27 protein-coding genes are annotated in these 23,807 nt (G+C 72.7%); 19 read left to right on the top strand and 8 right to left on the bottom strand.

Features of this window, described 5'->3' with window-relative positions; translation table 11 throughout:
- The first annotated feature begins 90 nt into the window (after positions 1-90).
- Together ACFC79_RS17175 and ACFC79_RS17170 are read left to right on the top strand one after the other, a co-directional pair.
- Entirely contained in the window at positions 91-537 is a 447-nt protein-coding gene (locus tag ACFC79_RS17175) for a nitroreductase family deazaflavin-dependent oxidoreductase (RefSeq protein ID WP_376240860.1), read from the top strand.
- Between the two features lie 180 nt (positions 538-717).
- Positions 718-1,362 (top strand): hypothetical protein, encoded by a 645-nt coding sequence (locus ACFC79_RS17170; protein ID WP_376240858.1) that lies wholly within the window; start codon positions 718-720, stop codon positions 1,360-1,362.
- Positions 1,363-1,407: 45 nt separating this feature from the next.
- Here the strand turns inward: ACFC79_RS17170 and ACFC79_RS17165 are convergent, their stop codons facing one another.
- Complete coding sequence (locus tag ACFC79_RS17165) at positions 1,408-2,382, bottom strand: acetylxylan esterase (protein ID WP_376240856.1); 975 nt, start codon at positions 2,380-2,382, stop codon at positions 1,408-1,410.
- Positions 2,383-2,504: 122 nt separating this feature from the next.
- Between ACFC79_RS17165 and ACFC79_RS17160 the strand changes: the two genes are divergently transcribed.
- From ACFC79_RS17160 to ACFC79_RS17150, 3 genes are all read left to right on the top strand, one after another.
- Positions 2,505-2,792, top strand: coding sequence for a hypothetical protein (locus tag ACFC79_RS17160; protein ID WP_376240854.1), 288 nt, complete (start codon positions 2,505-2,507; stop codon positions 2,790-2,792).
- Positions 2,793-3,173: 381 nt separating this feature from the next.
- Complete coding sequence (locus tag ACFC79_RS17155; RefSeq protein WP_376240852.1) at positions 3,174-3,449, top strand: DUF2087 domain-containing protein; 276 nt, start codon at positions 3,174-3,176, stop codon at positions 3,447-3,449.
- A 95-nt stretch (positions 3,450-3,544) separates the two neighbouring features.
- Positions 3,545-4,840, top strand: coding sequence for an alpha/beta fold hydrolase (locus tag ACFC79_RS17150; protein WP_376240850.1), 1,296 nt, complete (start codon positions 3,545-3,547; stop codon positions 4,838-4,840).
- Between the two features lie 63 nt (positions 4,841-4,903).
- Here ACFC79_RS17150 and ACFC79_RS17145 read toward each other — a convergent pair whose 3' ends face one another.
- Complete coding sequence (locus ACFC79_RS17145) at positions 4,904-5,476, bottom strand: rhodanese-like domain-containing protein (protein ID WP_376240848.1); 573 nt, start codon at positions 5,474-5,476, stop codon at positions 4,904-4,906.
- Positions 5,477-5,573: 97 nt separating this feature from the next.
- On the opposite strand from ACFC79_RS17145, the gene ACFC79_RS17140 reads away from it, so the two are divergent.
- Positions 5,574-5,852, top strand: a complete 279-nt coding sequence (locus tag ACFC79_RS17140) for a metal-sensitive transcriptional regulator (protein ID WP_376240846.1) — start codon at positions 5,574-5,576, stop codon at positions 5,850-5,852.
- 70 nt (positions 5,853-5,922) lie between these two features.
- On the opposite strand, the gene ACFC79_RS17135 is transcribed toward ACFC79_RS17140, so the two are convergent.
- The 3 genes from ACFC79_RS17135 to ACFC79_RS17125 all read right to left on the bottom strand — a co-directional run bounded on the left by ACFC79_RS17135 (position 5,923) and on the right by ACFC79_RS17125 (position 7,285).
- The gene (locus ACFC79_RS17135) at positions 5,923-6,681 is read right to left on the bottom strand and encodes a sulfite exporter TauE/SafE family protein (protein ID WP_376240844.1); all 759 of its coding nucleotides are present in this window, start codon (positions 6,679-6,681) and stop codon (positions 5,923-5,925) included.
- Positions 6,678-7,043 (bottom strand): rhodanese-like domain-containing protein, encoded by a 366-nt coding sequence (locus ACFC79_RS17130; protein ID WP_376241018.1) that lies wholly within the window; start codon positions 7,041-7,043, stop codon positions 6,678-6,680. Before ACFC79_RS17130 ends, ACFC79_RS17135 begins: the two co-directional genes overlap by 4 nt.
- 68 nt (positions 7,044-7,111) lie before the next feature.
- Positions 7,112-7,285: a hypothetical protein gene (locus ACFC79_RS17125; RefSeq protein WP_376240842.1), complete on the bottom strand. Its 174-nt coding sequence runs from the start codon at positions 7,283-7,285 to the stop codon at positions 7,112-7,114.
- Positions 7,286-7,536: 251 nt separating this feature from the next.
- On the opposite strand from ACFC79_RS17125, the gene ACFC79_RS17120 reads away from it, so the two are divergent.
- The 10 genes from ACFC79_RS17120 (at position 7,537) to ACFC79_RS17075 (ending at position 17,650) form a co-directional block, all read left to right on the top strand.
- Positions 7,537-8,505 carry an NADPH:quinone oxidoreductase family protein gene (locus ACFC79_RS17120; RefSeq protein WP_376240840.1) on the top strand — a complete coding sequence of 323 codons (969 nt, stop codon included), beginning with the start codon at positions 7,537-7,539 and terminating at the stop codon, positions 8,503-8,505.
- Positions 8,502-9,695, top strand: coding sequence for an acyl-CoA dehydrogenase family protein (locus tag ACFC79_RS17115; protein WP_376240838.1), 1,194 nt, complete (start codon positions 8,502-8,504; stop codon positions 9,693-9,695). The genes ACFC79_RS17120 and ACFC79_RS17115 overlap by 4 nt, the downstream gene beginning before the upstream one ends.
- Complete coding sequence (locus ACFC79_RS17110; RefSeq protein WP_376240836.1) at positions 9,692-10,834, top strand: acyl-CoA dehydrogenase family protein; 1,143 nt, start codon at positions 9,692-9,694, stop codon at positions 10,832-10,834. Before ACFC79_RS17115 ends, ACFC79_RS17110 begins: the two co-directional genes overlap by 4 nt.
- A gap of 178 nt (positions 10,835-11,012) precedes the next feature.
- Complete coding sequence (locus ACFC79_RS17105) at positions 11,013-12,617, top strand: ABC transporter substrate-binding protein (RefSeq protein ID WP_376240834.1); 1,605 nt, start codon at positions 11,013-11,015, stop codon at positions 12,615-12,617.
- Between the two features lie 23 nt (positions 12,618-12,640).
- Positions 12,641-13,606, top strand: coding sequence for an ABC transporter permease (locus tag ACFC79_RS17100; protein WP_376241016.1), 966 nt, complete (start codon positions 12,641-12,643; stop codon positions 13,604-13,606).
- Positions 13,599-14,462, top strand: coding sequence for an ABC transporter permease (locus ACFC79_RS17095; RefSeq protein WP_376240833.1), 864 nt, complete (start codon positions 13,599-13,601; stop codon positions 14,460-14,462). The genes ACFC79_RS17100 and ACFC79_RS17095 overlap by 8 nt, the downstream gene beginning before the upstream one ends.
- A gap of 92 nt (positions 14,463-14,554) precedes the next feature.
- A complete protein-coding gene (locus ACFC79_RS17090; protein WP_376241014.1) occupies positions 14,555-15,472 on the top strand; it encodes an ABC transporter ATP-binding protein in 918 nt (305 codons plus the stop codon).
- Positions 15,465-16,160, top strand: a complete 696-nt coding sequence (locus tag ACFC79_RS17085) for an ABC transporter ATP-binding protein (protein ID WP_376240831.1) — start codon at positions 15,465-15,467, stop codon at positions 16,158-16,160. Before ACFC79_RS17090 ends, ACFC79_RS17085 begins: the two co-directional genes overlap by 8 nt.
- A gap of 244 nt (positions 16,161-16,404) precedes the next feature.
- Entirely contained in the window at positions 16,405-17,346 is a 942-nt protein-coding gene (locus tag ACFC79_RS17080) for a phosphatidylinositol-specific phospholipase C/glycerophosphodiester phosphodiesterase family protein (protein ID WP_376240829.1), read from the top strand.
- A 109-nt stretch (positions 17,347-17,455) separates the two neighbouring features.
- Entirely contained in the window at positions 17,456-17,650 is a 195-nt protein-coding gene (locus tag ACFC79_RS17075) for a hypothetical protein (RefSeq protein WP_376240827.1), read from the top strand.
- A gap of 246 nt (positions 17,651-17,896) precedes the next feature.
- Here the strand turns inward: ACFC79_RS17075 and ACFC79_RS17070 are convergent, their stop codons facing one another.
- From ACFC79_RS17070 to ACFC79_RS17060, 3 genes are all read right to left on the bottom strand, one after another.
- Positions 17,897-18,259, bottom strand: a complete 363-nt coding sequence (locus tag ACFC79_RS17070; protein WP_376240825.1) for a DUF779 domain-containing protein — start codon at positions 18,257-18,259, stop codon at positions 17,897-17,899.
- Positions 18,260-18,329: 70 nt separating this feature from the next.
- Positions 18,330-19,067: a response regulator gene (locus ACFC79_RS17065; protein WP_376240823.1), complete on the bottom strand. Its 738-nt coding sequence runs from the start codon at positions 19,065-19,067 to the stop codon at positions 18,330-18,332.
- Complete coding sequence (locus ACFC79_RS17060; RefSeq protein WP_376240821.1) at positions 19,064-20,662, bottom strand: ATP-binding protein; 1,599 nt, start codon at positions 20,660-20,662, stop codon at positions 19,064-19,066. Before ACFC79_RS17060 ends, ACFC79_RS17065 begins: the two co-directional genes overlap by 4 nt.
- Before the next feature lie 217 nt (positions 20,663-20,879).
- Here ACFC79_RS17060 and ACFC79_RS17055 point away from each other — a divergent pair, with 217 nt between their 5' ends.
- The 3 genes from ACFC79_RS17055 (at position 20,880) to ACFC79_RS17045 (ending at position 23,670) form a co-directional block, all read left to right on the top strand.
- Positions 20,880-21,695, top strand: a complete 816-nt coding sequence (locus ACFC79_RS17055) for an ABC transporter ATP-binding protein (RefSeq protein WP_376240819.1) — start codon at positions 20,880-20,882, stop codon at positions 21,693-21,695.
- Positions 21,685-22,548 (top strand): ABC transporter permease, encoded by an 864-nt coding sequence (locus tag ACFC79_RS17050; protein WP_376240817.1) that lies wholly within the window; start codon positions 21,685-21,687, stop codon positions 22,546-22,548. Before ACFC79_RS17055 ends, ACFC79_RS17050 begins: the two co-directional genes overlap by 11 nt.
- A gap of 90 nt (positions 22,549-22,638) precedes the next feature.
- Complete coding sequence (locus ACFC79_RS17045; protein ID WP_376240815.1) at positions 22,639-23,670, top strand: ABC transporter substrate-binding protein; 1,032 nt, start codon at positions 22,639-22,641, stop codon at positions 23,668-23,670.
- Positions 23,671-23,807: the final 137 nt, after the last annotated feature.

The following is a 23,807-nucleotide window of genomic DNA, read 5'->3' as shown; positions in this document are numbered from 1 at the left end:
GAGTTCCCGCAGCAGCCGGAAGCACCGGCTTCCGACGGCCCGTGTGTCCGAACAGCCCGGTATCCGCATGTCGACGATGGGACAGATGCCATGCCTCTTCAGGGTGAGTACGAACCGAGCCCCGAGCAGTGGGTCCGTGATCAGGCCGAGCTGATCGAGAGCTCCGGCGGGACGGAGGGGACCACGATGCGTGGGCTCCCGGTCGTCCTCCTGACCACCCGCGGAGCCAGGAGCGGCAAGATCCGCAAGACTCCGCTGATGCGGGTCGAGCACGACGGCACCTACGCCGTGGTCGCCTCGCGGGGCGGCGCCCCCAAACACCCCGTCTGGTACCACAACGTCGTGGCCGATCCCCGGGTGGAGCTCCAGGACGGTCCGGTCCGGCAGGACATGAACGCCCGTGAGGTCACCGGGACGGAGAAGGACCTGTGGTGGCAGCGCGCGGTGGAGGCGTTCCCCGACTACGCCGACTACCAGCGCAGGACGGAGCGGCAGATCCCGGTCTTCGTCCTGGAGCCGGCGGCCCGGCAGCACTGACGACCGCAGAGGGAGGCGCCGCGCCCGTGCGGGCGTCTCCCCGGCCGGTCGCGCACCGGCACCGCGACCGGCGTGTGCCGTTGCGCCGGTCACCCCGGGGACGCGGCCGCCACCGGTGGGCCGGGGCGATCACCGCTCCCGGCCCCGATCCATCGCGGGGCCGAGCCGTAGGCTTCGGGCATGACGGAAGCACCGCACCCTCCGCCGCTGCCCGACCGATGGCGGACGACGAGCTCGGGCCTCGCCTACGCGCCGCAGGAGCCCGCGGATCTCCGCCGAGAACGCCGCCGGGCCGTCCTGTTGCTCCTGGTCGCGACGTTGCTGGCGGTCGCCGGCGCCCTCGCCTGCGTCGTCGCCGTGGCGCAGTGGGGCCAGGGGCACATCGAGCTCCGGGGCCGTACGGGTGCGACATCGGCCCACCCACCGGTGGCGGTGCTCGTCGGCGGCCTGGTCCTGCTGGCTTCCGCCGGACTCGGAGTGGCCGGCGCGCGGGTCGTGGGCCGACCGCGGAAGCCGGCGGTCGAACTGACGCCGGATGTGGTGCGTTCGCACTGGTCCGGTTCCGTGGAAGTGCCCTGGCACGATGTGATCGGCGTCCGAACGCCGAACGGGCCGCACCTGCTGCTCGCCCGTCCCGTGAACGCCTATCGCGTGGCGGGGAGGCACCGCCGCGAGGACGACACGACGCTGCTCCGTCTCCACGCGCCGGCGGGCGACCTCCTTCCGCTCGTGGAATGGCTGCTGGTCCACCCCGAGGCGCGTGCGACCGTCCTCGCCCCGACGGAGGGAACCCGGCCCGCCGGGCGCGGGCGCACCGATCCGTGACCGGGCCCCGCTCCGTCGCCCGCCCGCGCGGGGCGGGCCCGTCGCTCAGGCGGTGAGTCTGCCGGGCAGCCAGCTCAGCTGGACGGCCTGCTGGAACGGCCCGCCGCCCTCGTGGTCGTTGAAGTCGTACACCTCGATGGTCTTGTCCTCGTGCGGGTAGGCGTTGTAGGCGGCGAAGACCGTCGACGGCGGGCAGGTCATGTCCTCCAGGGCCGTCGAGAAGAGTGCGGGCGCCCGGCCGCGCGCGGCGAAGTGCACCCCGTCGAAGTAGGAGAGGGTGGTGCGCACGCGCTCGGCCCGGCCGCGGTGCGTCTTGAGGTAATTGCCCACCTCGCGGTACGGGGTGCGGTCGGTGACGGTCAGCGCGCGCGGGAAGTCGCACAGGAACGGGACGTCGGGTGCGATCGCCACCAGGTCGGGTATCAGTCCGCCGACGGCGAGTGTGATGCCGCCGCCCTGACTCACCCCGGTGACCGCCGTGCGCGTCGCGTCGGCCAGCGGATGCGAGCGTGCCGCCTCCACCGCCCGCACCGCGTCCGTGAACACGCGCCGGTAGTAGTAGGAGCGGGGGTCCTCGACGCCCCGGGTCATGAATCCGGGGTACGAGGGTGCGCTGCCCACCGGGTCGGGGGTGTCGCCGACGAGCCAGCCGCTGCCCTGGCCGCGGGTGTCCATCACGAAGTGGGCGAAGCCCGCCGACGCCCAGAGCAGATGGGTGTGGGACAGGCCCCGCCCGCCGCCGTAGCCGATGAACTCCACGACCACCGGCAGCGGCTCCGTCGTACCGGCGGGAAGGACGAACCAGCCCTTGACCGGGTGGCCGCCGAAGCCCGCGAACGTCACGTCGTACACGTCGACGGTCCTGAGTCCCGTGCCCGTACGCCGCTCGAACCGGGCACCGAGGTCGTACGACCGGGCCTCGTCGAGGGTCTTCGACCAGAACGCGTCGAAGTCCTCCGGCTCCACCGACCGGCTGCGGTAGTCGCGCAACTCGTCGACGGGCAGATCGAACTGGGACATGGGGGACCGCCTTCGTCGCGGGGTGAGTGATCACCCGTGGGGTTCGTCGTTCACACCGTACGGGTACGACGGCACGCCGGCGACGGGCGTCCTGCCGGGCGTCGTGCCGGGCGGAGGAAGCCGTGCCCGAGCCGCTGCGTTCCCGGGCCCTCGCGCTCACCGACCTGAACCCCGGCGCGGGCCAGGTCGCCAAGCTGTGCCACGAACCGCGCGTCGCGCTCGCCGTACGGGAGGCGATGCCCGCCCCGCACCCGGCCGTCGGCCGGCTCACCCCGCTCACCGAGCACCGGGCCGTGGCCGCGGAGTCCTGCGACGACGTCATCCGGGCAGTGGTGTCGGAGGACCGGAACACCGGCGACCGCACCACCGTCGCCGCCCCGCCATGTCGTCGACGCCACCGAGACGGGTGAACTCCTCGAACCCGGCGGTGTCGAGCACGCCGTCGGCGCGGGGGCCCGGAGCGATTTCGACGAACCGCCCGCCCGCGTCGGCCCAGCCGCACAACCAGCAGGGCGTCACCGTCTGCTTCGCCCTCTCCCGCCAGGCGCGGCGACAAGGAACTCCGGGGCCTTGGCCGCATTCCGGCCCGGGGCACGCACCGCGCGGGCGCCCGGTACGAGACCTTCGCGCGGCTCCCGGACCGCGACGGCGCGCAGCGCCACCGGCCCGACGTGCGCGGCCACTGACGGAGCACCCGGGCGCCGTCCCCTCGCCGGACGGTGCCCGTCCGGCCCCGCGGTCATGGCGAAAACACCTTGCCCGCCGACCGGACGACTGCGACCCTGCCACCCATGTCCGACACCAGCACAAGCGGTTACCCGCAGGTACAGGCATTCTTCTCGAACGGCCGCCTCACGACGATCCCGCGCAAGGCCGCACGCCGCGAACAGCTTCTGACGCATCTCGCCGAGACGCTCTTCGAACGTGACCACGACTACACCGAGCGCGAGGTCAACGAGGCGCTGCTGACGGTGCACGAGGACTGCTCGGCGCTGCGCCGCCATCTGGTGGTCGCCGGACTGCTGGTCCGGCCCAGGGACGGCAGCAGCTATCGGCGCGGTCGGTAGCGGCCGCGCGTGTGCATGGCCTCGGGCCCGGCCGCGAGCGGCGGTGTCACGGCCGTGTGCTGAACTGTCCGTGCACATCGACTCAGGAGCACCTTGTGAGCAGCTACCGCCACCCCGGCATCGTCTTCACCGACCGCCACTTCACGGTCCCGCTCGACCACGCCGATCCCGGCGGCGAGCAGATCGAGATCTTCGGCAGGGAAGCCGTGGCGAGCGGCCGGAGCGACGAAAAACTGCCCTGGCTGGTCTATCTGGAGGGCGGCCCCGGCTTCGGCGCCCGGCGCTTCGTCGGCACCGAGGCATGGCTCGGCCGGGCCGTGGAGGAGTTCCGGGTCCTGCTCCTCGACCAGCGCGGCACCGGGCTGTCCAGCCCGGCCAACCGGCAGACCCTGCCGCTGCGCGGCGGTCCGTGCGAACAGGCCGACTACCTCGCCCACTTCCGTTCCGACAACATCGTGCGCGACTGTGAGCTGATCCGACCCGGACTGACCGGCGGCGAGCCGTGGACGGTCCTCGGCCAGTCCTTCGGCGGCTTCTGCGCCGTCCGCTACCTGTCGGCCGCACCCGAGGGACTCAGCACCGTTCTGATCACCGGCGGGCTGCCGTCGCTCGACGCGCACGCCGACGACGTCTACCGTGCCGCCTACCCGCGCATCGAGCGCAAGGCCGCAGCCCACTACGCCCGTTACCCGCAGGACGTCGAGCGGGCCCGGCGGATCACCGCCCATCTCGCGGAGCACCGCCCCGAGAGCGCGGGGCACCGCCTGACGCCCGAGGGATTCCAGTCGCTCGGCATCATGCTGGGCGGCGGCAGCGGCAGCCACCAACTGCACTACCTGCTGGAGAACGCCTTCGTCCGTACCCCGCACGGCACCGAACTCTCCGACACCTTCCAGGAGGGCATGCGCGCGGCCACGTCGTTCGCCGGGCACCCGCTGTACGCGCTGATGCACGAGGCGATCTACGGCCAGGACGCGCGCCCCACCGACTGGTCCGCCGAGCGGGTGCGCGCCGAGTTCCCGCAGTTCGACGCCGCCGCGGCGTTGGACGGCGAGGGTCCGGTGCTCTTCACCGGGGAGAGCATCCACCCCTGGCACTTCGAGGTCGACCCGGCGCTGCGCCCGCTGCGCGAGACCGCCGAACTGCTGGCCGCCCGCACCGACTGGGCGCCGCTGTACGACCCGGCGCGCCTGGCGGCCAACGAGGTGCCGGTCGCCGCCGCCGTCTATCACGACGACATGTACGTCGACACCGGGCACGCGCTGCGGACGGCCGCGTCGATCCGCGGTCTGCGTACGTGGGTGACGAACGAGTACGAGCACGACGGTCTGCGGGCCGGCGGCCCCCGGGTCCTGGATCGGCTCCTCGCCCTGGTCCGGGACGAGGTCTGACCCGAGGCAACGGACGGGGTGCCGGTCGCACGCGACCGGCACCTCGCGTCCGACGGCGCGGGTTCAGCCCGACAGGCCCCTCAGCGTCGTCCCCAGGTCCGCGGCCGAGCGCGGGGCGCGGTTGTACGGCAGCTTCGACAATGCCGCCGCCATGCCGCAGGTGTTGGTCACGGCAGAGAAGACCAGCCCGGAGCCGACACCGGCGGAGATCCAGCGCGCGGCCGGGAAGCGCAGCCCCGCGATCAGTCCGGCCACCACGAGGGAGCCCGCCGCGAGCCGGACCTGACGTTCCATCGGCCAGGTCGCGCGGGCTCCGACGGGACGGTCGAGGCTGTGTCCCTCGCGTTCCCAGGCAGAGGTTCCGCCGGACAGCGTCGTGGCATCCACATCGGCCGCCGCGAGGATGTCGCAGGCCCGGGTGGAGCGGACACCGGAGGCGCACACCACGAGCAGCGGGCCGCGGGCGGCGGCGGACTTGAGGGCGGCCACGGCCTCGGGGAGGCGGTCCAGCGGGACGTTCAGCGCACCGGGCACGTGCCCGGAGGCGTACTCGCCGGGGGCCCGCACGTCGACGACGGTGAACTCCGCGAGCCGGGCCGCGGCCTGGGCGGGGGAGAGGGAGGCGGGGCTGGTCACGAGCAGTTTTCCTTTCGTTCGCAGGGGAGGCGGAGGAACTCGGTCCTCTCCTCCCCACTCGGGTAGAATACCCCTCGGGGTATCAAGAGGAGGGTGTGTGGAACTCGACATGGCGGCCGACGAACTGAAGTCGGTCCTCAACCGCCTTCGTCGCGCTCAGGGCCAGCTCGCCGCGGTCATCCGGATGATCGAGGAGGGCCGGGACTGCGAGGACGTCATCACGCAGATGGCGGCCGTCTCCCGGGCTCTCGACCGGGCCGGGTTCGCGATCATCGCGACGGGGCTCCAGCACTGCATGGCGGACTCCGGGAGCGAGCCGGCGGACCGGGACCGGATGCGGGCACGGCTGGAGAAGCTCTTCCTCTCGCTGGCCTGAAGCGGCGGCCGGGGCCGGGTACCGGGAGGAGCCGGTGCCCGGCCCCGGCCGTGAGAGGCAGGGGTGTCGGTCACGTCACGGCGTCCACGAGCATGAACACGGCCACGGCCAGCAGTACCGCGCCGAAGACCCGTTGCAGCGTGTGCGTGGAGACCTTCGCGGCAAGGCGCCGTCCGTCCCAGGCGCCCAGCACCGCCGCCGCGGTGAACGGGGCGATCACCGCCCAGTCGAGCGGGACGGGAGTGGCCAGGCGGGTGGCCAGAGCGGCCGTGGAGTTCACCGTGATCACCAGCAGGCTGGTGCCGACCGCCGTGCTCATCGGCAGGGCCAGCACTGTGACCAGGGCCGGAACCGCGAGGAACCCGCCGCCCACACCGAGCAGGCCGGTCACGGCGCCGAGTCCGGCACCCGCACCCACGGCCCGCCCGGACGACACGTCGGCCGTCGCATCGTTCCCGTCCGCGGGGGCGGGCCGCGGACGGATCATCCGTGCGGCGGCGACCACCGCGAGCACCGCGAACGCCGCGGTCAGCGCACCCGGCGGAATCCGTGCGGACAGCGCCCCGGCCAACGCCGCCGGTACGATCCCCGCCGCGGCGAAAAGTCCTCCGGTGCGCCAGCGGACCCCGCCCTCCCGGGCATGGGCGACCAGCCCGGTGAGGGACGTGGCGATGACGATGAGCAGGCCGGCGGTGGTGGCCGCGGCCGGGGCGAAACCGAGCAGATAGATGAGCGCGGGGACGGCGAGGACGCTGCCGCCGCCGCCCAGCCCGCCGAGTGCCAGGCCGACCGCCGTTCCGGCCGCGAGCGCGAGGACGAGCGTGGTCATATGACGGTGCCCGCCGCTCCGCGCCGGTCGTGCACGGGCAGCCCCTCGGCCGCCCAGGCGGTCATGCCGCCCACCACGTCCACGGCCCGCACACCCTGTTCGACGAGGATGCGGGCCGCCCGCCGGGACCGGTTGCCGGAGCGGCAGATCACCACCACCGGCGACCTGTCTCCCGCCCCGCCCGGCAGTGACGCGCCATCGGCGAGGCGGGACAGTGGCAGATGGACCGCGCCCGGTGCGTGTCCGGCGTGCCACTCGGACGCCTCGCGCACATCGAGCAGGACGGCCGTGCCGTCGGCGGTCAGCCGGGCCGCCTCGGCCGGGCCGACGCGACCGGGACCGCGGCGGAACACGGTGAACAGTGAGGACGGGGAAAAGGGTGTGGGAGGCAAGGGGACACTCCTGAGGTGCGGCACGGTCGGGTGACGGGTCATGCGGCGGGGGCGGGGGCCGCGTGGGTGGGCCCGGCCCGAGCGGCGGGACCGCCGAGGACACCGCCCGGAACCTGGGTGCGGGAGACCCTCGCCGCGGCGCGCGCCGGACGCCGCGCGCCGGTGATGCGGCCCGGCTCCGGGCCGTCGGCGGCGTGGTCGACGACGAACACGATGTGCCCCTTCCTTTCCCCGTGTACCCCGGGGGGTATCTGGCGCCCAGGTTAGCACTTATACCCCCCGGGGTATTTTCCCGGGGGGCGGTGTGGTCATGTTCTGCGTCACGCACCCGTCGTCGGGGGTGTCGGGGGCACGTGCGCCGGGGTTTCGGCCGGGGTGGCGGCGCGCGTTGTTCCCAGAGAAGCAAGCGACCGCTTAGTATGCGCCGGAGCAGTGGAAACGCCGACAGTTGTGGAGGCCCCTCATGCAGGCATGGCGAGTGCACCGGAACGGTGAGCCGGGCGAGGTGATGCGGCTGGAGGAGACCGACCGGCCCGCGCCCGGCGAGGGGCAGGTGCTCCTCAGGGTGCGCGCGGCGAACATCAACTTTCCCGACGCGCTGCTCTGCCGGGGCCAGTACCAGGTGCGGCCCCCGCTGCCGTTCACCCCCGGCGTGGAGATCTGCGGCGAGACGCCGGACGGGCGCCGGGTGCTCGCCACCGCCGCCCTGCCGCACGGCGGCTTCGCCGAGTACGCCCTCGCCGACGCGGCGGCCCTGCTGCCCGCGCCGGAACCCCTCGGCGACGCCGAGGCCGCCGCGCTGAACATCGGCTACCAGACCGGCTGGTTCGGCCTGCACCGCAGAGCGCGCCTCCGGGCCGGCGAGACCCTGCTGGTGCACGCGGCGGCCGGCGGCGTCGGCAGCGCGGCCGTGCAGCTCGGCAAGGCCGCCGGGGCCATCGTCATCGGCGTCGTCTCGGGGCCGCAGAAGGCGAGCACCGCCGCCGGGCTCGGCTGCGACCTCGTCGTCGACCGCCGCACCGACGACATCGTCGCGGCGGTCAAGGAGTTCACCGGCGGGCGGGGCGCCGACGTCGTCTACGACCCGGTCGGCGGCGACGCGTATGCCAAGTCCGCGAAGTGCGTCGCCTTCGAGGGCCGCATCGTCGTCGTCGGATTCGCGAGCGGGGTCGTCCCCACCCCGGCCCTCAACCACGCACTCGTCAAGAACTACTCGATCCTCGGGCTCCACTGGGGCCTCTACCGCACCCAGGACCCGGCTGCGGTCCGCGCGTGCCACGACGAACTCGGCAGGCTCGTCGCGCAGGGCGCCATCGAGCCGCTGGTCAGCGAACGGGTGGGACTGAGCGGAGCGGCGGACGCAGTCCAGCGCGTCGCCGACGGCGCGAGCACCGGCCGGATCGCCGTACTCCCGACGGGAGCGGAGCGATGACCACGACCACCCCGGACGCCGACGAACTGCGCCGCCGTACCCGCGAGCTGCTGGCGGCGCACCCCGTGGCCACCACCGGGCGCGGCGACTTCCTGCGCGCCCGCTTCGACGCCGGACTGGCCTGGGTGCACTACCCGGCAGGTCTCGGCGGCCTCGGCGCGCCCCGGTCCCTGCAAACCGTCGTCGACACCGAACTCGCCGCGGCCGGTGCCCCCGACAACGACCCGCGCCGGATCGGCATCGGTCTGGGCATGGCCGCCCCCACCCTCCTCGCGTACGGCACCGACGAGCAGAAGCGGCGCTTCCTGCGGCCGCTGTGGGTCGGCGAGGAGGTCTGGTGCCAGCTCTTCAGCGAACCCGGGGCGGGCTCCGACCTCGCCGCGCTCGCAACCCGTGCCGTCCGCGACGGCGACGACTGGGTGGTCGACGGCCAGAAGGTCTGGACGTCCAGCGCCCACCTCGCCCGTTGGGCGATCCTCATCGCCCGCACCGATCCCGCCCTGCCCAAGCACCGCGGCATCACCTACTTCGTCTGCGACATGACCGACCCCGGCGTCGAGGTACGGCCGTTGCGCCAGATCACCGGCGAGGCCGAGTTCAACGAGGTGTTCCTGACCGGCGTGCGCATCCCCGACAGCAGACGCCTCGGCCCGGTGAACGAGGGCTGGAAGGTCGCCCGGACCACCCTGATGAACGAACGCGTCTCCATCGGCGGGGCACGCCTCCCGCGCGAGGGAGGCATGATCGGACCGGTCGCCCGCACCTGGCGCGAGCGCCCCGAACTGCGCACCCACGACCTGCACCAGCGCCTGCTGGACCTCTGGGTCGAGGCCGAGGTCGTCAGACTCACCGGCATCCGGCTGCGCCAGCAGCTCGTCGCCGGACAGCCCGGCCCCGAGGGCTCCGGGATGAAGCTCGCCTTCGCCCGCCTCAACCAGGAGATCAGCGGACTGGAAGTCGAACTCCTCGGCGAGGAGGGGTTGTCGTACGAGGACTGGACCATGAGCCGTCCGGAGCTCGTCGACTTCACCGGGCGCGACGCCGGGTACCGCTACCTGCGGGCCAAGGGCAATTCCATCGAGGGCGGCACCAGCGAGGTGCTGCTCAACATCGTCGCCGAACGCGTCCTCGGCCTGCCCGCCGAGCCGCGGGACGACAAGGACGTCGCCTGGAAGGACCTCGCCCGATGAGCGCATCGACCGAAGAGACCCGGGAACCCGATCTGCTGTACACACGGACCGAGGAGGACCTGCGGGCGGCGGTGCGCTCGCTGCTCGCCGACCGGTGCGACGCCTCGTCCGTGCTTGCCCGAGTCGAGTCCGGCACGCCGTACGAGCCGCGTCTGTGGAAGTCCCTGGCCGCCGACATCGGGGCCGCCGGACTGCTGGTGCCCGAGGAACTGGGCGGCCAGGGCGCGGGTCACCGGGAGGCCGCGGTGGTGCTGGAGGAACTGGGACGCGGTGTCGCCCCGGTGCCGTACCTGACCAGTGCGGTCGTCGCCACCCAGACGCTTCTCGCGCTCCCGGCGCAGGACGGGCCGGTCGCCGGGCTGCTCGGTGACCTCGCCACCGGGGACCGGGTCGCGGTCCTCGCCGTACCGTTCTCCGTCGGCCCCTTCGCGGTCGGCCCCGGCGCGGCGCGCCCGGCGGGCGTCCGCGCCGACGGACCGCAGGGGGCGGTGACCGGCGTGGCCGACGCGACCGCGGCCGATGTGCTGCTGGTGCCCGCCGCCGACGGCCTGTACGCCGTGGAGACCGGCTCCGGCGGGGTGGCCGTCGAGCCGGTCGTCCCGCTCGACCTGACCCGGCCGCTCGCCACCGTCACCCTCGCCCGGACAGCCGGAACGCGCCTGGCCGACGGTGCCTCCTCGGCCGCGGCGGTTCGCCGCGGGCTGCTCGCGGGGGCCGGACTGCTCGCCTCCGAACAGCTCGGGATCGCCGAGTGGTGTCTGGCCGAGACCGTCCGCCACACCAAGGAACGGCATCAGTTCAACCGCCCCATCGGCTCCTTCCAGGGACTCAAGCACCGCCTGGCCCACCTCTGGCTGGAGGTCGTGTCCGCCCGCGCCGCCGCGCGGAACGCCGCGGACACGCTGGCCGCCGACAGCCCCGACGCGCCGCTGGCGGTGGCGATCGCGAAGGCGTACTGCTCGAAGGCGGCGGTGCACGCGGCGGAGGAGTGCGTCCAGCTCCACGGCGGCATCGGCATGACCTGGGAACACCCGGCGCACCTCTATCTCAAGCGAGCCAAGGCCGACTCCCTCGCGTACGGCACGGCCGGACACCACCGCGCGTCCGTCGCCGGACTCGTGGAACTGCCCGCGCCGTAGCCGCGCAGGCGCGGCGGACTCCCCGCGAGGCGGCGGGAGCCGGGAGCGGAGGCACGTGCCCACGTGCCTCCGCTTCGTCGCTCCGCACCCGGGCGGGGTGTCCGACGCCCCTTTACATGATGTTTAATTGCAAAGAGTTAGCAATTACCTTCATTGACCAAAAGGGAGTGTGCTGGGCATGACGGGCCGATCGATACGCGGAGCGGTCGCCATGACACTGGCGGCCGCGCTGTCACTGACCGCGGCGGCCTGCTCGAAGCCGGGGGGCCCGGACGGTGGCGGTACCGGCTCGGGACCGGGCGACTCGGCGGTGGTGGGCATCGCCTACGAACCCGACAGCCTCAGCCCGCTCCTGGGATACGGCAAGGACGGCAACTCCAAGATCTTCGACGGGCTGCTCACCCTCGACGCGGACATGGCACTGCGCCCCGCCCTCGCCGTCGCCCTGCCCGAGGTGAGCGCCGACGGGCTGACATACACGTACAAGCTCCGCAAGGGCGTGAAGTTCAGCGACGGCAATCCGTTCGGCGCCCAGGACGTCGTGTTCACCTACCGCACCATCCTCGACCCGAAGACCAACAATGCCTCCCGCACCGAGCTCGACGCCCTGAAGAGCGTCGAGGCGATCGGCGACGACACCGTCGTCTTCACCCTCAAGTACCCCTACGCGCCCTTCGCCCAGCGCACCGTCCTGCCCATCGCCCCCGAACACGTCGCGGCCGGACAGGACATCAACACCGGCGCCTTCACCACCCACCCCATCGGTACCGGGCCCTACCTCCTCACCAAGTGGTCCAAGGGCGAGAAGCTGAGCTTCCGGGCCAACCCCGACTACTGGGGCGGCGCGCCGAAGGTGAAGAAGTTCACCATGGTGATCATCAAGGACGACGACGTACGCGCCACCCGGCTGCGCTCCGGCGACCTCGACGGCGCCATCCTGCCGCCGAACCTGGCCAAGGGCTTCGCCGACGGCAGCGGGATGAAGACCTACGCCGCGACCACCTACGACTACCGCGCCGTGACCCTGCCCACCCACAACGAGGTCACGGGCGACACCGCGATCCGGCGCGCCCTCGACGTCGCCGTCGACCGGCGGGTCATGGTCGACTCCATCCTCAACGGCGCGGGCAGGCCCGCCCACGGGCCCGTCCCCACCGACAGCGAGTGGTTCACCAAGGGCACCGAACGCCGTCACGACCTGGCCGCAGCGAAGAGGATCCTGGACGACGCCGGATGGCGTGCGGGCAAGGACGGCATCCGCACCCGGAACGGCGTGCGCGCCGCGTTCCCGCTCTGGTACCTCACCGGCGACAAGCTGCGCCAGGACCACGCGCTCGCCTACGCCTCCGACGCCAAGAAGGCGGGCATCGACATCACCACCGAGGCCGGCACCTGGGAGGTCATCGAGCCCCGGATGAAGCAGGACGCGGTCCTCGCCGGAGGCGGCTCGCCCGCGGACCCCGACTTCGACCAGTACACCCTGCTGAAGTCCTCCCTCGCGGGCGACGGTTTCAACAACATGGCCCGGTACCAGAACAAGGCCGTCGACCAGGCTCTCGAACAGGGCCGAAGGAGCGGCGACAAGGCCGTCCGCAAGGCCGCCTACGACACCGTCCAGCGCGAACTCGTGAAGAACCCCGGCTACACCTTCCTCACCCACATCGACCACCTCTACGTCGTGAAGGACCGCTTCGGCGCACTCACCACCCAGGTGGAACCGCACGACCACGGCCTCGCCTCCGGGCCGTGGTGGAACGTCGAGGACTGGACGCCGAAGAAGTGAACCGTCGCCTCCCCTGGGGGCCGATGGGCAGGATGGCGGGACGGCGCGCGCTGCTCGCCGTCCCCGTCCTGGTCGCCGTGACGTTCGGCGTCTTCGCCGTCGCCGCCGCCTCCCCCTTCGATCCGGTCAAGGCATACGCGGGGACCGCCGGGCTCACGGCGTCGCAGGAGAACCTCGACCAGTTGCGGGCCAACCTCGGCGTCGACCAGCCCCTGGTGACCCGCTGGTGGAACTGGCTCGTCGCAGCCCTGCAGGGCGACCTCGGCGACTCCGGCGTGATGCGCCAGCCCGTCGCCGACGTCATCTCCGAGCGCCTCGGCTGGTCCGTGCTGCTCGCCGGAACCGCCTTCGCCGTCGCCGTCGTGCTCGGCACGGGCCTCGGCGTGCTCGCGGCCCGCAGGCCCGGCGGCCTGCTCGACCGATGTGCCTCCGCCGCCGCCTACACCCTCGAAGCCGCCCCGGCCTTCTGGCTGGGACTGCTCGCCATCTGGTTCTTCGCCGTGAAACTCGGCGTGCTCCCGGCCGGCGGTCTCACCGACGCGGCGAGCGACACGGTCACCCCCGGCCAGGTCACCGCCCATCTGGTGCTCCCGGCGGCCGTACTCGGCGTCTCCCAACTGCCCTGGTTCTTCCTCTACGTGCGCCAGGGCGTCGCCGACGCGCTGGACGAGGACCCGGTGCGCGGCGCCCGCGCCCGCGGACTGCGCGAACGCACCGTACTGCTCGGCCACGCACTGCGCTCCGGGATGCTGCCCATGCTCACCCTCGTCGGATCCCGCGTCCCCGAACTCATCACCGGCGCCCTGCTCGTCGAGACGGTCTTCAGCTGGCCCGGCATCGCCGCCGCCACCGTGCAGGCCGCCACCGCCGTCGACTTCCCGCTGCTCGCCGCACTCACCGTGCTGGCCACCGCGGCGGTCGTCCTCGGCAACCTGCTGTCCGACGTGCTGTACGCGCTCGCCGACCCGAGAGTGGGTTTCGATGGCTGAAACCGATACCCCGATCGGAACCATGCGCCGCACCAGCCGCCGCATCCGGGTGGTCGCCTCGGCCGGGATCGTCGCCGCGGTGCTGCTGGCGGTCCTCCTCGTGCCACCGCTGGTCCAGCTCGACCAGCAGGCCGTCGACCTCTCGGCCCGGCTCCGGCCACCGTCCTGGCAGCACCCCTTCGGTACCGACGACGTCGGCCGCGACCTGCTGCTGCGCTGCGTCTACGGGCTGCGTGTCTCGCTGCTCGTGGGGGTCGTCGCCGGGCTCACCGCCACCATCATCGGCACCGCCGTCGGCGCGCTCGCGGCAGCCGTCGGCGGCTGGACCGACCGGCTCGTCATGCGCCTCGTGGACACCTTCTCCTCCGTCCCGCACCTGCTGCTCGGCATCTTCGTCGTCGCCATGTTCCGGCCGGGCGTCGGCCCCGTGATCGTCTCCGTCGCCGTCACCCACTGGCTGTCGACGGCGCGGATCGTCCGCTCCGAGGTGCTCTCGCTGCGCACCCGGCCGTTCGTCGACGCCGCGATCTCCGGCGGCGCCTCACGGACCCGGGTGGTCGTCCGGCACCTGTTGCCCGCGGTGCTGCCGCAGGCAGGACTCGCCGCCGTCCTGATGGTGCCGCACGCCATGTGGCACGAGTCCGCGCTCTCCTTCCTCGGGCTGGGACTGCCCACGCACCAGGCGAGCCTGGGCAACCTCGTGCAGACGGCGCGCGGTTCGCTGCTCGCCGGGGACTGGTGGCCGACCCTCTTCCCCGGACTGTTCCTGATCGTCCCCACCCTCGCCCTGGCGGGACTCGCCGGTGCCTGGCGGGAACGGATCAACCCGCGCCGCCGATCGGAGCTGATGCTGTGAGAACCGCCCCGCGACCGGTGTCCGCGCACCCGGTGTCCGTGGACCCGGAGGGTCCGGTCCTTTCCGTCCGCGGGCTCCGGGTCCGCTTCCGGATGCGCGGCGGCAGGCATGTCGCCGCCGTCCAGGACGCATGCTTCGACCTCGCCGCGGGGGAGTGCCTGGCCCTCGTCGGCGAGAGCGGCTGCGGCAAGTCCGTGCTCGCCTCCGCGCTGCTGGGGCTGCTCCCCGGCAACGCGGAGACCGGGGGCTCGGCGGTGCTCCGGGACGGCACCGACCTCCTCACCGCCGGTGAACGCACCCTCGCCCGCACGGTACGGGGCCGCCGCATCGGACTCGTACCGCAGAGCCCGGCCGCCCACCTCACCCCGGTCCGCACGGTCCGTGCCCAGCTGGAGGAGACCGTTCGCGAGCTGACCGGCACCCGCGCGCCGGCACTGCGGGCCGCCGCCGAACAGGCCGCCGCACGCGCCTCGTTCCCGGCCGGCCACCTGGACCGGTACCCGCACGAACTCTCCGGCGGACTCGCCCAGCGCGCCGCGACCGCGCTCGCCCTGATCGGTGACGCGCCGCTGCTGCTGGCCGACGAACCGACCACCGGGCTCGACCGGGACCTGGTCGACCGGACCGTGGACGAACTGCGCCGCCACACCGACGGCGGCAGGGCACTGCTCCTCATCACCCACGACCTGGCGGCGGCCGGGCGGATCGCCGACCGCGTCGCCGTCATGTACGCCGGTCGCATCGTCGAACTCGCCGACGCCGACGCGTTCTTCGGAAAGCCGGGGCCGCGCCACCCGTACGCGCGCGGTCTCCTTGACGCCCTGCCGGAACGCGCGTTCACCCCCATTCCCGGCATGCCACCGGAACTCGGGGCGCTCCCCGACGGCTGCGCGTTCGCCGCGCGCTGCGCACTCGCCGACGACCGGTGCTCCGTACCGCCCCCGTTCGACGGCGGTCTCGCCTGCCATCACGGGGCGCCGATGCATACGGAGGGTGCCGACCGTGCTTGAACTCACGCACATCACCGCCGGATACGACCGCCGTGCCCCCGTGGTCCGCGACGCCTCGCTGACGATCCGGCCGGGGGAGTCGGTGGGTCTGCTCGGCCCGAGCGGCTGCGGCAAGTCCACCCTGGCCAGGGTCGCCGCCCTGCTGCACCGCCCGGACGCCGGTGCGCTCACCCTCGACGGACGTCCGGTACGGGGCTGGCGGCACCGCGCCCCCCGAGAGTTGCGCACCGCCGTGGGTGTCGTGTTCCAGCAGCCCCGGCTCTCGGCCGACCCCCGCCTCGCCCTGCGCGACCTCATCGCCGAGCCGCTGCGGGCGACCGGCCGACGAGGTGAGGCGGCGGACCGGGTCGCCGACCTGACACCGCTGGTCGGGCTCACCGCGGATCTGCTGGACCGGCGCCCGCACGAGGTGAGCGACGGCCAACTGCAACGTGCCTGTCTGGCCAGGGCACTTACCCTGCGGCCCCGCTGGCTGGTGTGCGACGAGATGACGGCGATGCTCGACGCCTCGACGACCGCCGCACTGGTCGCGGTCGTCGAGGCGTACCGGCGCGACTCCGGAGCCGGCCTGCTGGCCGTGGGCCACGACCGGGTGCTGCTGGAACGCTGGTGCGATCGCACGGTCGGATGGCAGGAGATCACCGAGCACGGCTCGCCGCAGCGGACGGCCGCGGGCCGACCCGGATGAGCCCGCCCTCCCCATGCCCGTGACCGGCGGACGCGTCCGGACGGCTGGGCGATATGCGGCCGGCCGCCGTCCGCGGGCCGGACGGGCGCGGTGCGCGACGGCCGGGCGGCGGGCCGGTGGAACCGCGGTCGAAGGGGAGGCGAAGTGTCGGTCAACTCTTGTGCGGTGCAGGCCGGTTGGTGGATGGCGGGTCGCATACTCGATCGCATCCGACCGTCCGGTCCCGCTCTCCCCGGGAGATTCCATGGCGTTCCCGACCCGTCGAAGCGTTCTCAACACCGCGTTCGCCACCGCCGCCACGGGCGCGGTGCTGTCCCTCCGGACGGCGGTCGCCCCCGCGGCGGCCGCCGCGGGGGCGACCGGGGACCGCCGGCGCGTGCCCCCGCTGCGCCGGGCGCACGCGCACAACGACTACCTGCACCCGAACCCGTTGCACGACGCGCTCGCCCATGGCTTCACCAGCGTCGAGGCGGACGTCTTCCTCGTGGACGGGGAACTCCTGGTCGGGCACGGGATTGCCGCCCTCGACCCCACCCGGACCCTCGCCTCGCTCTACCTCGATCCGCTGCTGGCGAGGGTCCGGGCCCATCACGGCACGGTCCACCCGGGCCATCACGGACCTTTCCAGCTGCTGATCGACATCAAGGCCGACGGGGCGGCCGCCCACCCCGCACTCGACGAGCAACTCCGGTGCCATCGGAGGATGCTGACGTCGTACCACCACGGCCGGGTCCGGCCCGGTGCCGTCACACCCGTCGTCTCGGGCGACCGCGCCGCCCGCGCGCCGATGGAGTCGCAGCGCACGCGGTACGCCTTCTACGACGGCAGGCCGGAGGACCTCGGCGCCCCGGCCGCGGCCTCGTTCGTCCCGCTCATCAGCGCCGCCTGGACCGACGAGTTCGGCTGGCAGGGCGCGGGCCCCTTCCCCGCCGGGGAGAGGGCCAAACTGCGCTCGTTCGTCGCCGCCGCCCATCGCAGGGGCCGACGTGTCCGGTTCTGGGCCACCCCGGACGTGGCGGGACCGGAGCGCGACGCCGTGTGGACCGAGCTGCTCGCCGCCGGTGTCGACCACCTCAACACCGATGACCTGGCAGGGCTGGAGCGCTTCCTCCGGCGCCATGACGGAGAGCTCCGGCGGGAAGGGGGTCGGCCCGGCGCGGGAATCGGTGGCCGCGTGGGGAACTGACGACTTGTCAGCACTCGGATGGCGTACACGCCAGTCCGCCGGACGGCCTCCCCCATACGCCACACTGGCGGCCGAATGCCGCATTCCGGCGCGGCGGAGGAGGTTGGCCATGGCCATTTCGATCTCACTGGTGCTGCTTCTGCTGATCCTTGCGGTGATCTTCCTCCGCAACGGCGGGCTGAAGCTTTCGCACGCACTGGTCTGCGCCCTGCTCGGGTTCTTCCTCGCGGGCACGAGCATGGCGCCGACCATCCAGGACGGTCTGACGGCCACGGCCGACGTCGTCAGCAGCCTGGGTCCCTGACCGCGACGGTCCGTCCGACGGCGGTGGCCGGGGCATCGCCGTCACCGGACCCCGCCCGCGGTGCCGCGACCCGGGCGTCGAGGACCCCGAGCCGTTCCCGGACGATCCCCGGCCCCGACGCGGAACGCCCGGCCGCCCCATCACCGTCCGCACGGGGGCAGGAAGGCCCGCACGGGCCGTCGTCCCCGCAGCCGGTTCCGCGATCCGCACATCGACCGCCTCCCGGGGCCGGCGGCGGGGCGCGCCTCACGCGTCGACGAGCCGCGAACGGATCAGGAACCGCACTCCCTCCGGAGCCTCCAGGGAGAATCCGCTGCCCCGGCCCTCCACCACGTCGACGATCAACCGGGTGTGCGCCCACACCTCGTACTGACTGCGCGAGATCCAGAACGGGACGGGTTCCACCACGCCGTCGACCCGCAGCGAGGCCAGCAGCACATCGGAGCCGCCCGTGCGGAACTCGCCGTCCCGGTAGCACATCGGCGCACTGCCGTCGCAGCAGCCGCCCGACTGGTGGAACATCAGCGGACCATGCGCCCTGCGCAGCCGCCGCACCAGCTCGGCGGCCGCGTCCGTGAGCTCCACCGCCGCCTCGCCGACGGGACTCATCGAGGGCTCCCCGGGGCGGTGCCGCCTGCCGCGGGCCGACGTGTCACGTGCGGTCTCCTGCCGGGTCGGTTCATGGAACGGCTCCTTCGTCTCCCTGCGTGCCATGATGCGCGGACGCCCTCGCCCATGCGTACCGATGCTCGGGCCTGCCCGTGTCGCCGTACTTGAGGCTGAGGCGGATGCGACCGGCTCCTTCCAGGTACTTGAGGTACCGCTGGGCGGTGGAGCGGCTCAGGCCCGCCCGGGCGGCCACCTCGTGGGCGGACAGCGGCCCGTCGGCGGCCGACAGGACATGGCGGATGACGTCGGCCGTGGGCGCCGAATGCCCTTTGGGCAGGCCGGTGGCGGGGCCGGACCCCGCGGTGCGCAGCGCACCGAAAATCCGGTCGACCTGTTCCTGCCCCGCCTCGCCCCGGCCCGCACCCATGCCATCGAGGGTCCGGCGCAGCGCCCCGTAGCTCTCCAGCTTGGACCGCAGCCCCACGAAGGTGAACGGCTTGACCAGGTACTGCAGGGCGCCGCAGCGCATCGCGGCCTGCACGGTCGCCACGTCGCGGGCCGCGGTCACCATGATCACGTCGGCGGGGTGGCCGCGCTGACGCAGCCGGCGCACCAGCGCCAGCCCGGTCTCGTCCGGCAGGTAGTGGTCGAGGAGCACCAGATCGACGCGTTCGCGCTCCAGGAACGCCAGCGCCTGGGCGGCGGTGTGCGCACGCGACGCGACGCGGAAGCCGGGTACCTTCGCCACGTACGCGGCGTTGATCTCGGCGACGCGGAAGTCGTCGTCCACCACGAGGACATCGATCATCGCAACTCTCCCACTTCGCTCAGCGGCCGGGCGCGGAGCGCCTCGGGCAGGACGACCGTGAAGACCGCGCCGCCCCCGGCCCTGGCCGTGACACGAGCGGCGCCACCGTAGCGCTCGGCCAGGCGGCGCACCAGCGCCAGCCCCAGACCGCGCCCGCGGTGGGCGGGGGACTCCTTGGTGGACCAGCCCTCGGTGAAGATGTGTTCGCGCATGTCGGGAGGCACGCCGGGGCCGTTGTCGCTGACCCGCAGGACCGCGGTGGTGTCCTCGGCGAGGATCTCGACCTCGATCAGCGAGGCGACGTCCAGCGCGTTGTCGATGAGGTTGCCCAGCACCGTCACCAGATCGCGCGGGTCCACCACCACGTCCGGCAGCCGGGTGGCCGGGGACACCCTCAGGGTCACGCCCCGTTCCGCCGCGATGGCAGACTTGCCCACCAGCAACGCCGACAGCAACGGGTCGTTGACGCGTTCCGCGACCTGTTCCGCCGACGCCCGACGGCCGTCGGTCACCTCCACCACGAATTCCATCGCGGCGTCGTGCCGCCCGAGCTCCAGCAGCCCCAGCAGTGTGTGCAGCCGGTTGGCGTGTTCGTGGTCCTGGGCGCGCAGCGCGTCCAGCAGGCCGTGCGTGGAGTCCAGTTCGCGGCCGAGCAACTCCAGTTCGGTGCGGTCGCGCAGCGTGACGACGGCTCCGCCGTCACCGGTGGACATGCGGTTGGCGATCAGTACGCGCCCCCTGCACACGGTGATCAGGTCGGTGCCGTCGACCCGTCCCGCCAGCACGTCCGCGGTGCGGCCGGGCGGCAGCACGTCGCCGACCGCCCGCCCGACGGCGTCCCGGTCCAGTTCCAGCAGCCGGTGCGCCTCGTCGTTGAGCAGCCGGATCCGGCCCCGGTCGTCGAGCGCGAGCACCGCCTCGCGAATGCTGTGCAGCATGGCCTCGCGTTCGTCCAGCAACGCCGAGATGTCGGCGAACGCGAGCCCGTGCGTGCTCCGCCGCAGACGTCGCGAGACGGCCCACGCGGCAAGCACTCCCGCGACCAGCGCCGCGCCCGAATGGAGCAGCAGGCCGGGGATGGCCCCGAGCAGCCGGTCGTGGACGCCGTCGTACGCGATGCCCACCGACACCGCGCCCACGATGCGCCCGGCACCGTCGCGCAGCGGTACCTTCGCACGCGCCGAACGGCCCAGCGTGCCGTTGTCGATCTGCATGATCTCCCGGCCGCCCAGCGCGGTGCTCGGATCGGTCGACACGCGTCTGCCGATCTGGCCGGTGTCGGTGTGCGACCAGCGCACCCCCCGGGTGTCCATGACCACGATGTACAACGCGTTCGTGGCCAGCCGGATCCGTTCCGCCTCCGCCTGCACCGGTCCGGCCGGGCTCGGATCCGTGCTCGTCAGGTCATGGGCCAGGCCGGGGCGGGCGGCGGTGGTCTGGGCGATCGACAGCGCCTGGTGCATCGCCTGGGAGTCGACCTGGTTGCTGAGCGGCGGGAGGAAGAGCCCGGTGACGAGCATGATCACGCCGGTGATGATGACCACCTGGGTGAGCAGGACCTGCGCGGAGACACGGCGGGGCCAGTGAATCCGCATGTGCTCGCCCTCTGCCTTCCGCCGGTCGGGAACCGATACTCCGTTCCGTCCTCGTGTGATCGCAACGTAAACGCCGCCGTCGCCGATGGCCAGTCCCCGTGCCACATTCGTTGCCGCGGAGCGAGCAGAACGAGCAGAACCCCGGAATATGGGCAGAAGGGGGAGTTGTGGGCGCAAGGGTGCCCACGGTCCCGGGCCGCCCCTAGCGTCCCGCCCCATGAACAGCGAAACGAGCCCCGCCATCGAGCTGCGGGGCGCGAGCAAGGCGTTCCGGACTCCGTCGGGGGCGCTCCACACCGCCGTACGGGACCTGGACCTGACCATCGGGCGCGGCGAGTTCGTCGCCGTGGTGGGCCCCACCGGATGCGGCAAGTCGACCACGCTGACCCTGGTCAGCGGTCTGGAGGAGCCCACCGAGGGCGAGGTGCTGGTGGGTGGCGAGCCGGTACGCGGCATCGGTGGCAAGGTCGGCTTCGTCTTCCAGCAGGACGCGGTGTTCCCGTGGCGGACCGTGCTGTCCAACGTGATGGCGGGTCCGCGGTTCCGCGGAGTGGCGAAGGCCGAGGCGAAGGAGCGGGCCAGGCAGTGGCTCGACCGGGTCGGTCTGTCCTCCTTCGAGGACCGCTACCCCCACCAGCTGTCCGGCGGTCAGCGTAAGCGCGTCGCCCTCGCCGCCACGTTCGTCAACGACCCCGAGATCCTGCTGATGGACGAACCCTTCTCCGCCCTCGACGTGCAGACCAGGGCCCTGATGTCGGACGAGCTGCTGGACCTGTGGGCCGGCACCGGCGCCTCCGTCGTCTTCGTCACCCACGACCTGGAGGAATCCATCGCGCTGGCCGACAAGGTCGTGGTCATGACCGCGGGACCCGCCACGGTCAAGGAGATCTTCGAGATCGACCTGCCGCGCCCCCGCAAGGTCGAGGAGGTCCGCCTGGAGCCCCGGTTCGTCGAGATCTACCGGGAGATCTGGTCCTCGCTCGGCGAAGAGGTCCGCATCACCCGCGAGAGGGGTGCCGCCGATGCCGCCTGAGACCGTCGAGGCCGCCGCCGTCGTCACCAAGACCGATCGGACCGCGGCGCGCGCGCGGGCCGCCCGCAACCGGTCGTACCTGGTGCTCGGGAGCCGGGCCGCGGTGCTCCTCGCCGTGGTCGGGCTGTGGGAATGGCTGGCCCGCACCGCGGTCATCGACCCGTTCAACTTCTCCATGCCGTCGAAGATCTGGGAACAGATCCGCGTGTGGGTCGTCGACGGCACGGCTCAGGGACCGCTGTGGGAGCAGATCTGGTACACCCTCTACGAGGCGCTGCTCGGCTGGGTCATCGGTGTGATCTCCGGGGTGCTGCTCGGTATCGCGCTGGGCCGTGTCCGCTTCGCCGCCGACGTCCTCGGCCCGTACATCAAGGTGCTCAACGCGCTGCCGCGCATCGTGCTCGCGCCGATCTTCCTCATCTGGTTCGGGCTCGGCCCGGCCTCGAAGGTCGCCTCCGCGGTCGTCCTGGTGTTCTTCCCGGTCTTCTTCAACGCGTTCCAGGGCGCGAGGGAGGTGGACCGCAACCTGGTCGCCAACTCCCGCATCCTGGGCGCCGGCAACCGCCAGGTCACCCTCCAGGTGGTCATTCCCTCGGCCACGTCCTGGATCTTCACCAGCCTGCACGTGAGCTTCGGATTCGCGCTCATCGGCGCCATCGTCGGCGAGTACATCGGCGCCACGAAGGGGCTCGGGCTGCTGGTCTCCGCCTCCCAGGGCACCTTCAACGCGGCCGGTGTGTACGCCGCGATGGTGATTCTCGCGGTGGTCGCGCTGCTGGCCGAGGGCCTGCTGACCGTCCTGGAGAAGAAGTTGTTCCGCTGGAAGCCGGCCGATGCCGACACCGGCCGCTGACGCCCGGCGCCGTCCGCGTACGCGTCGCGCCCCGGCCCGGCGGCCCCGACCCACCACCCCACCCCGTCACTTCACAAGGACGTGAACCAGATGCGCACAACCACCCGGATCTCGGCCGCCGTCGCAGCGGGCGCGCTCGCCCTGACCACCCTGACCGCCTGCGGAGGCGACTCCGCCGCGGGCGGGGGGGACGGCAACGTCAAGATCATGGTCGGCGGCCTCGACAAGGTCATCTACCTGCCCGCGATGCTGACCGAACGGCTCGGCCACTTCAAGGACGAGGGGGTGTCCGTGCAGCTCCTGACCGAGCCCGCGGGAGTCCAGGCCGAGACCGCCCTGGTCTCCGGGGACGTCCAGGGCACGGTGGGCTTCTACGACCACACGCTCGACCTCCAGGTGAAGGGCAAGCAGGTGGAGTCGGTCGTCCAGTTCTCCCACGCCCCCGGAGAGGTCGAGATCGTCTCCGAGAAGGCGGCCGGCGACCTCACGTCGGCCAAGGACTTCAAGGGCAAGAAACTCGGGGTGACCGGCCTCGGCTCCTCGACGGACTTCCTGACGAAGTACCTCGCGGTGAGCAACGGCGTGAAGACCAGCGAGTTCACACCCGTGGCGGTCGGAGCGGGACAGACGTTCATCTCCGCGCTCCAGCAGGGCTCCATCCAGGGCGGCATGACCACCGACCCGACGGTGGCCACCGTCCTGGACAAGAAGCTCGGCAGGGTCCTCATCGACATGCGCACCCCGGAGGGGTCCCAGGAGGCACTCGGCGGGCCCTACCCGTCCTCCAGCCTCTACATGCGGACCGAGTGGGTCGAGAGCCACAAGGAAACCGTGCAGAAGCTGGCCAACGCCTTCGTGAAGACACTGAAGTGGATGTCCACGCACAGCGCGGACGAGATCGCGGCGAAGATGCCCGCCGACTACGCCCAGGGCGGGGGCAAGGAGCTCTACGCCCGGGCGATCGAGAGCACGCTGCCCATGTTCACCACGGACGGTGTCATGCCCGCGGACGGCCCCGCCACCGTCGAACGAGTCCTGAAGGCGTTCAACCCCAACCTGAAGAACGCGAAGGTGGACCTCTCCAAGACGTACACCACCGAGTTCGTGAAGAAGGCGGGCTGACCCCGCGTCGGCGTGCGACCGGCCGATGTCCACCGGGCTCCCGGTCACGAACGGACCGTCCGGACGGTCCGTTCGTGACCGGGAGCCCCGTCGTGCCGGACCCGACGGTGGCGACCGAACCGGCCATTTCGAATTCT

Source organism: Streptomyces sp. NPDC056061, assembly GCF_042266885.1.
Taxonomy (GTDB): Bacteria; Actinomycetota; Actinomycetes; order Streptomycetales; family Streptomycetaceae; genus Streptomyces.
Note: the sequence above shows the minus strand (reverse complement) of the source record. Positions and strands in the feature narration are given on the sequence as shown.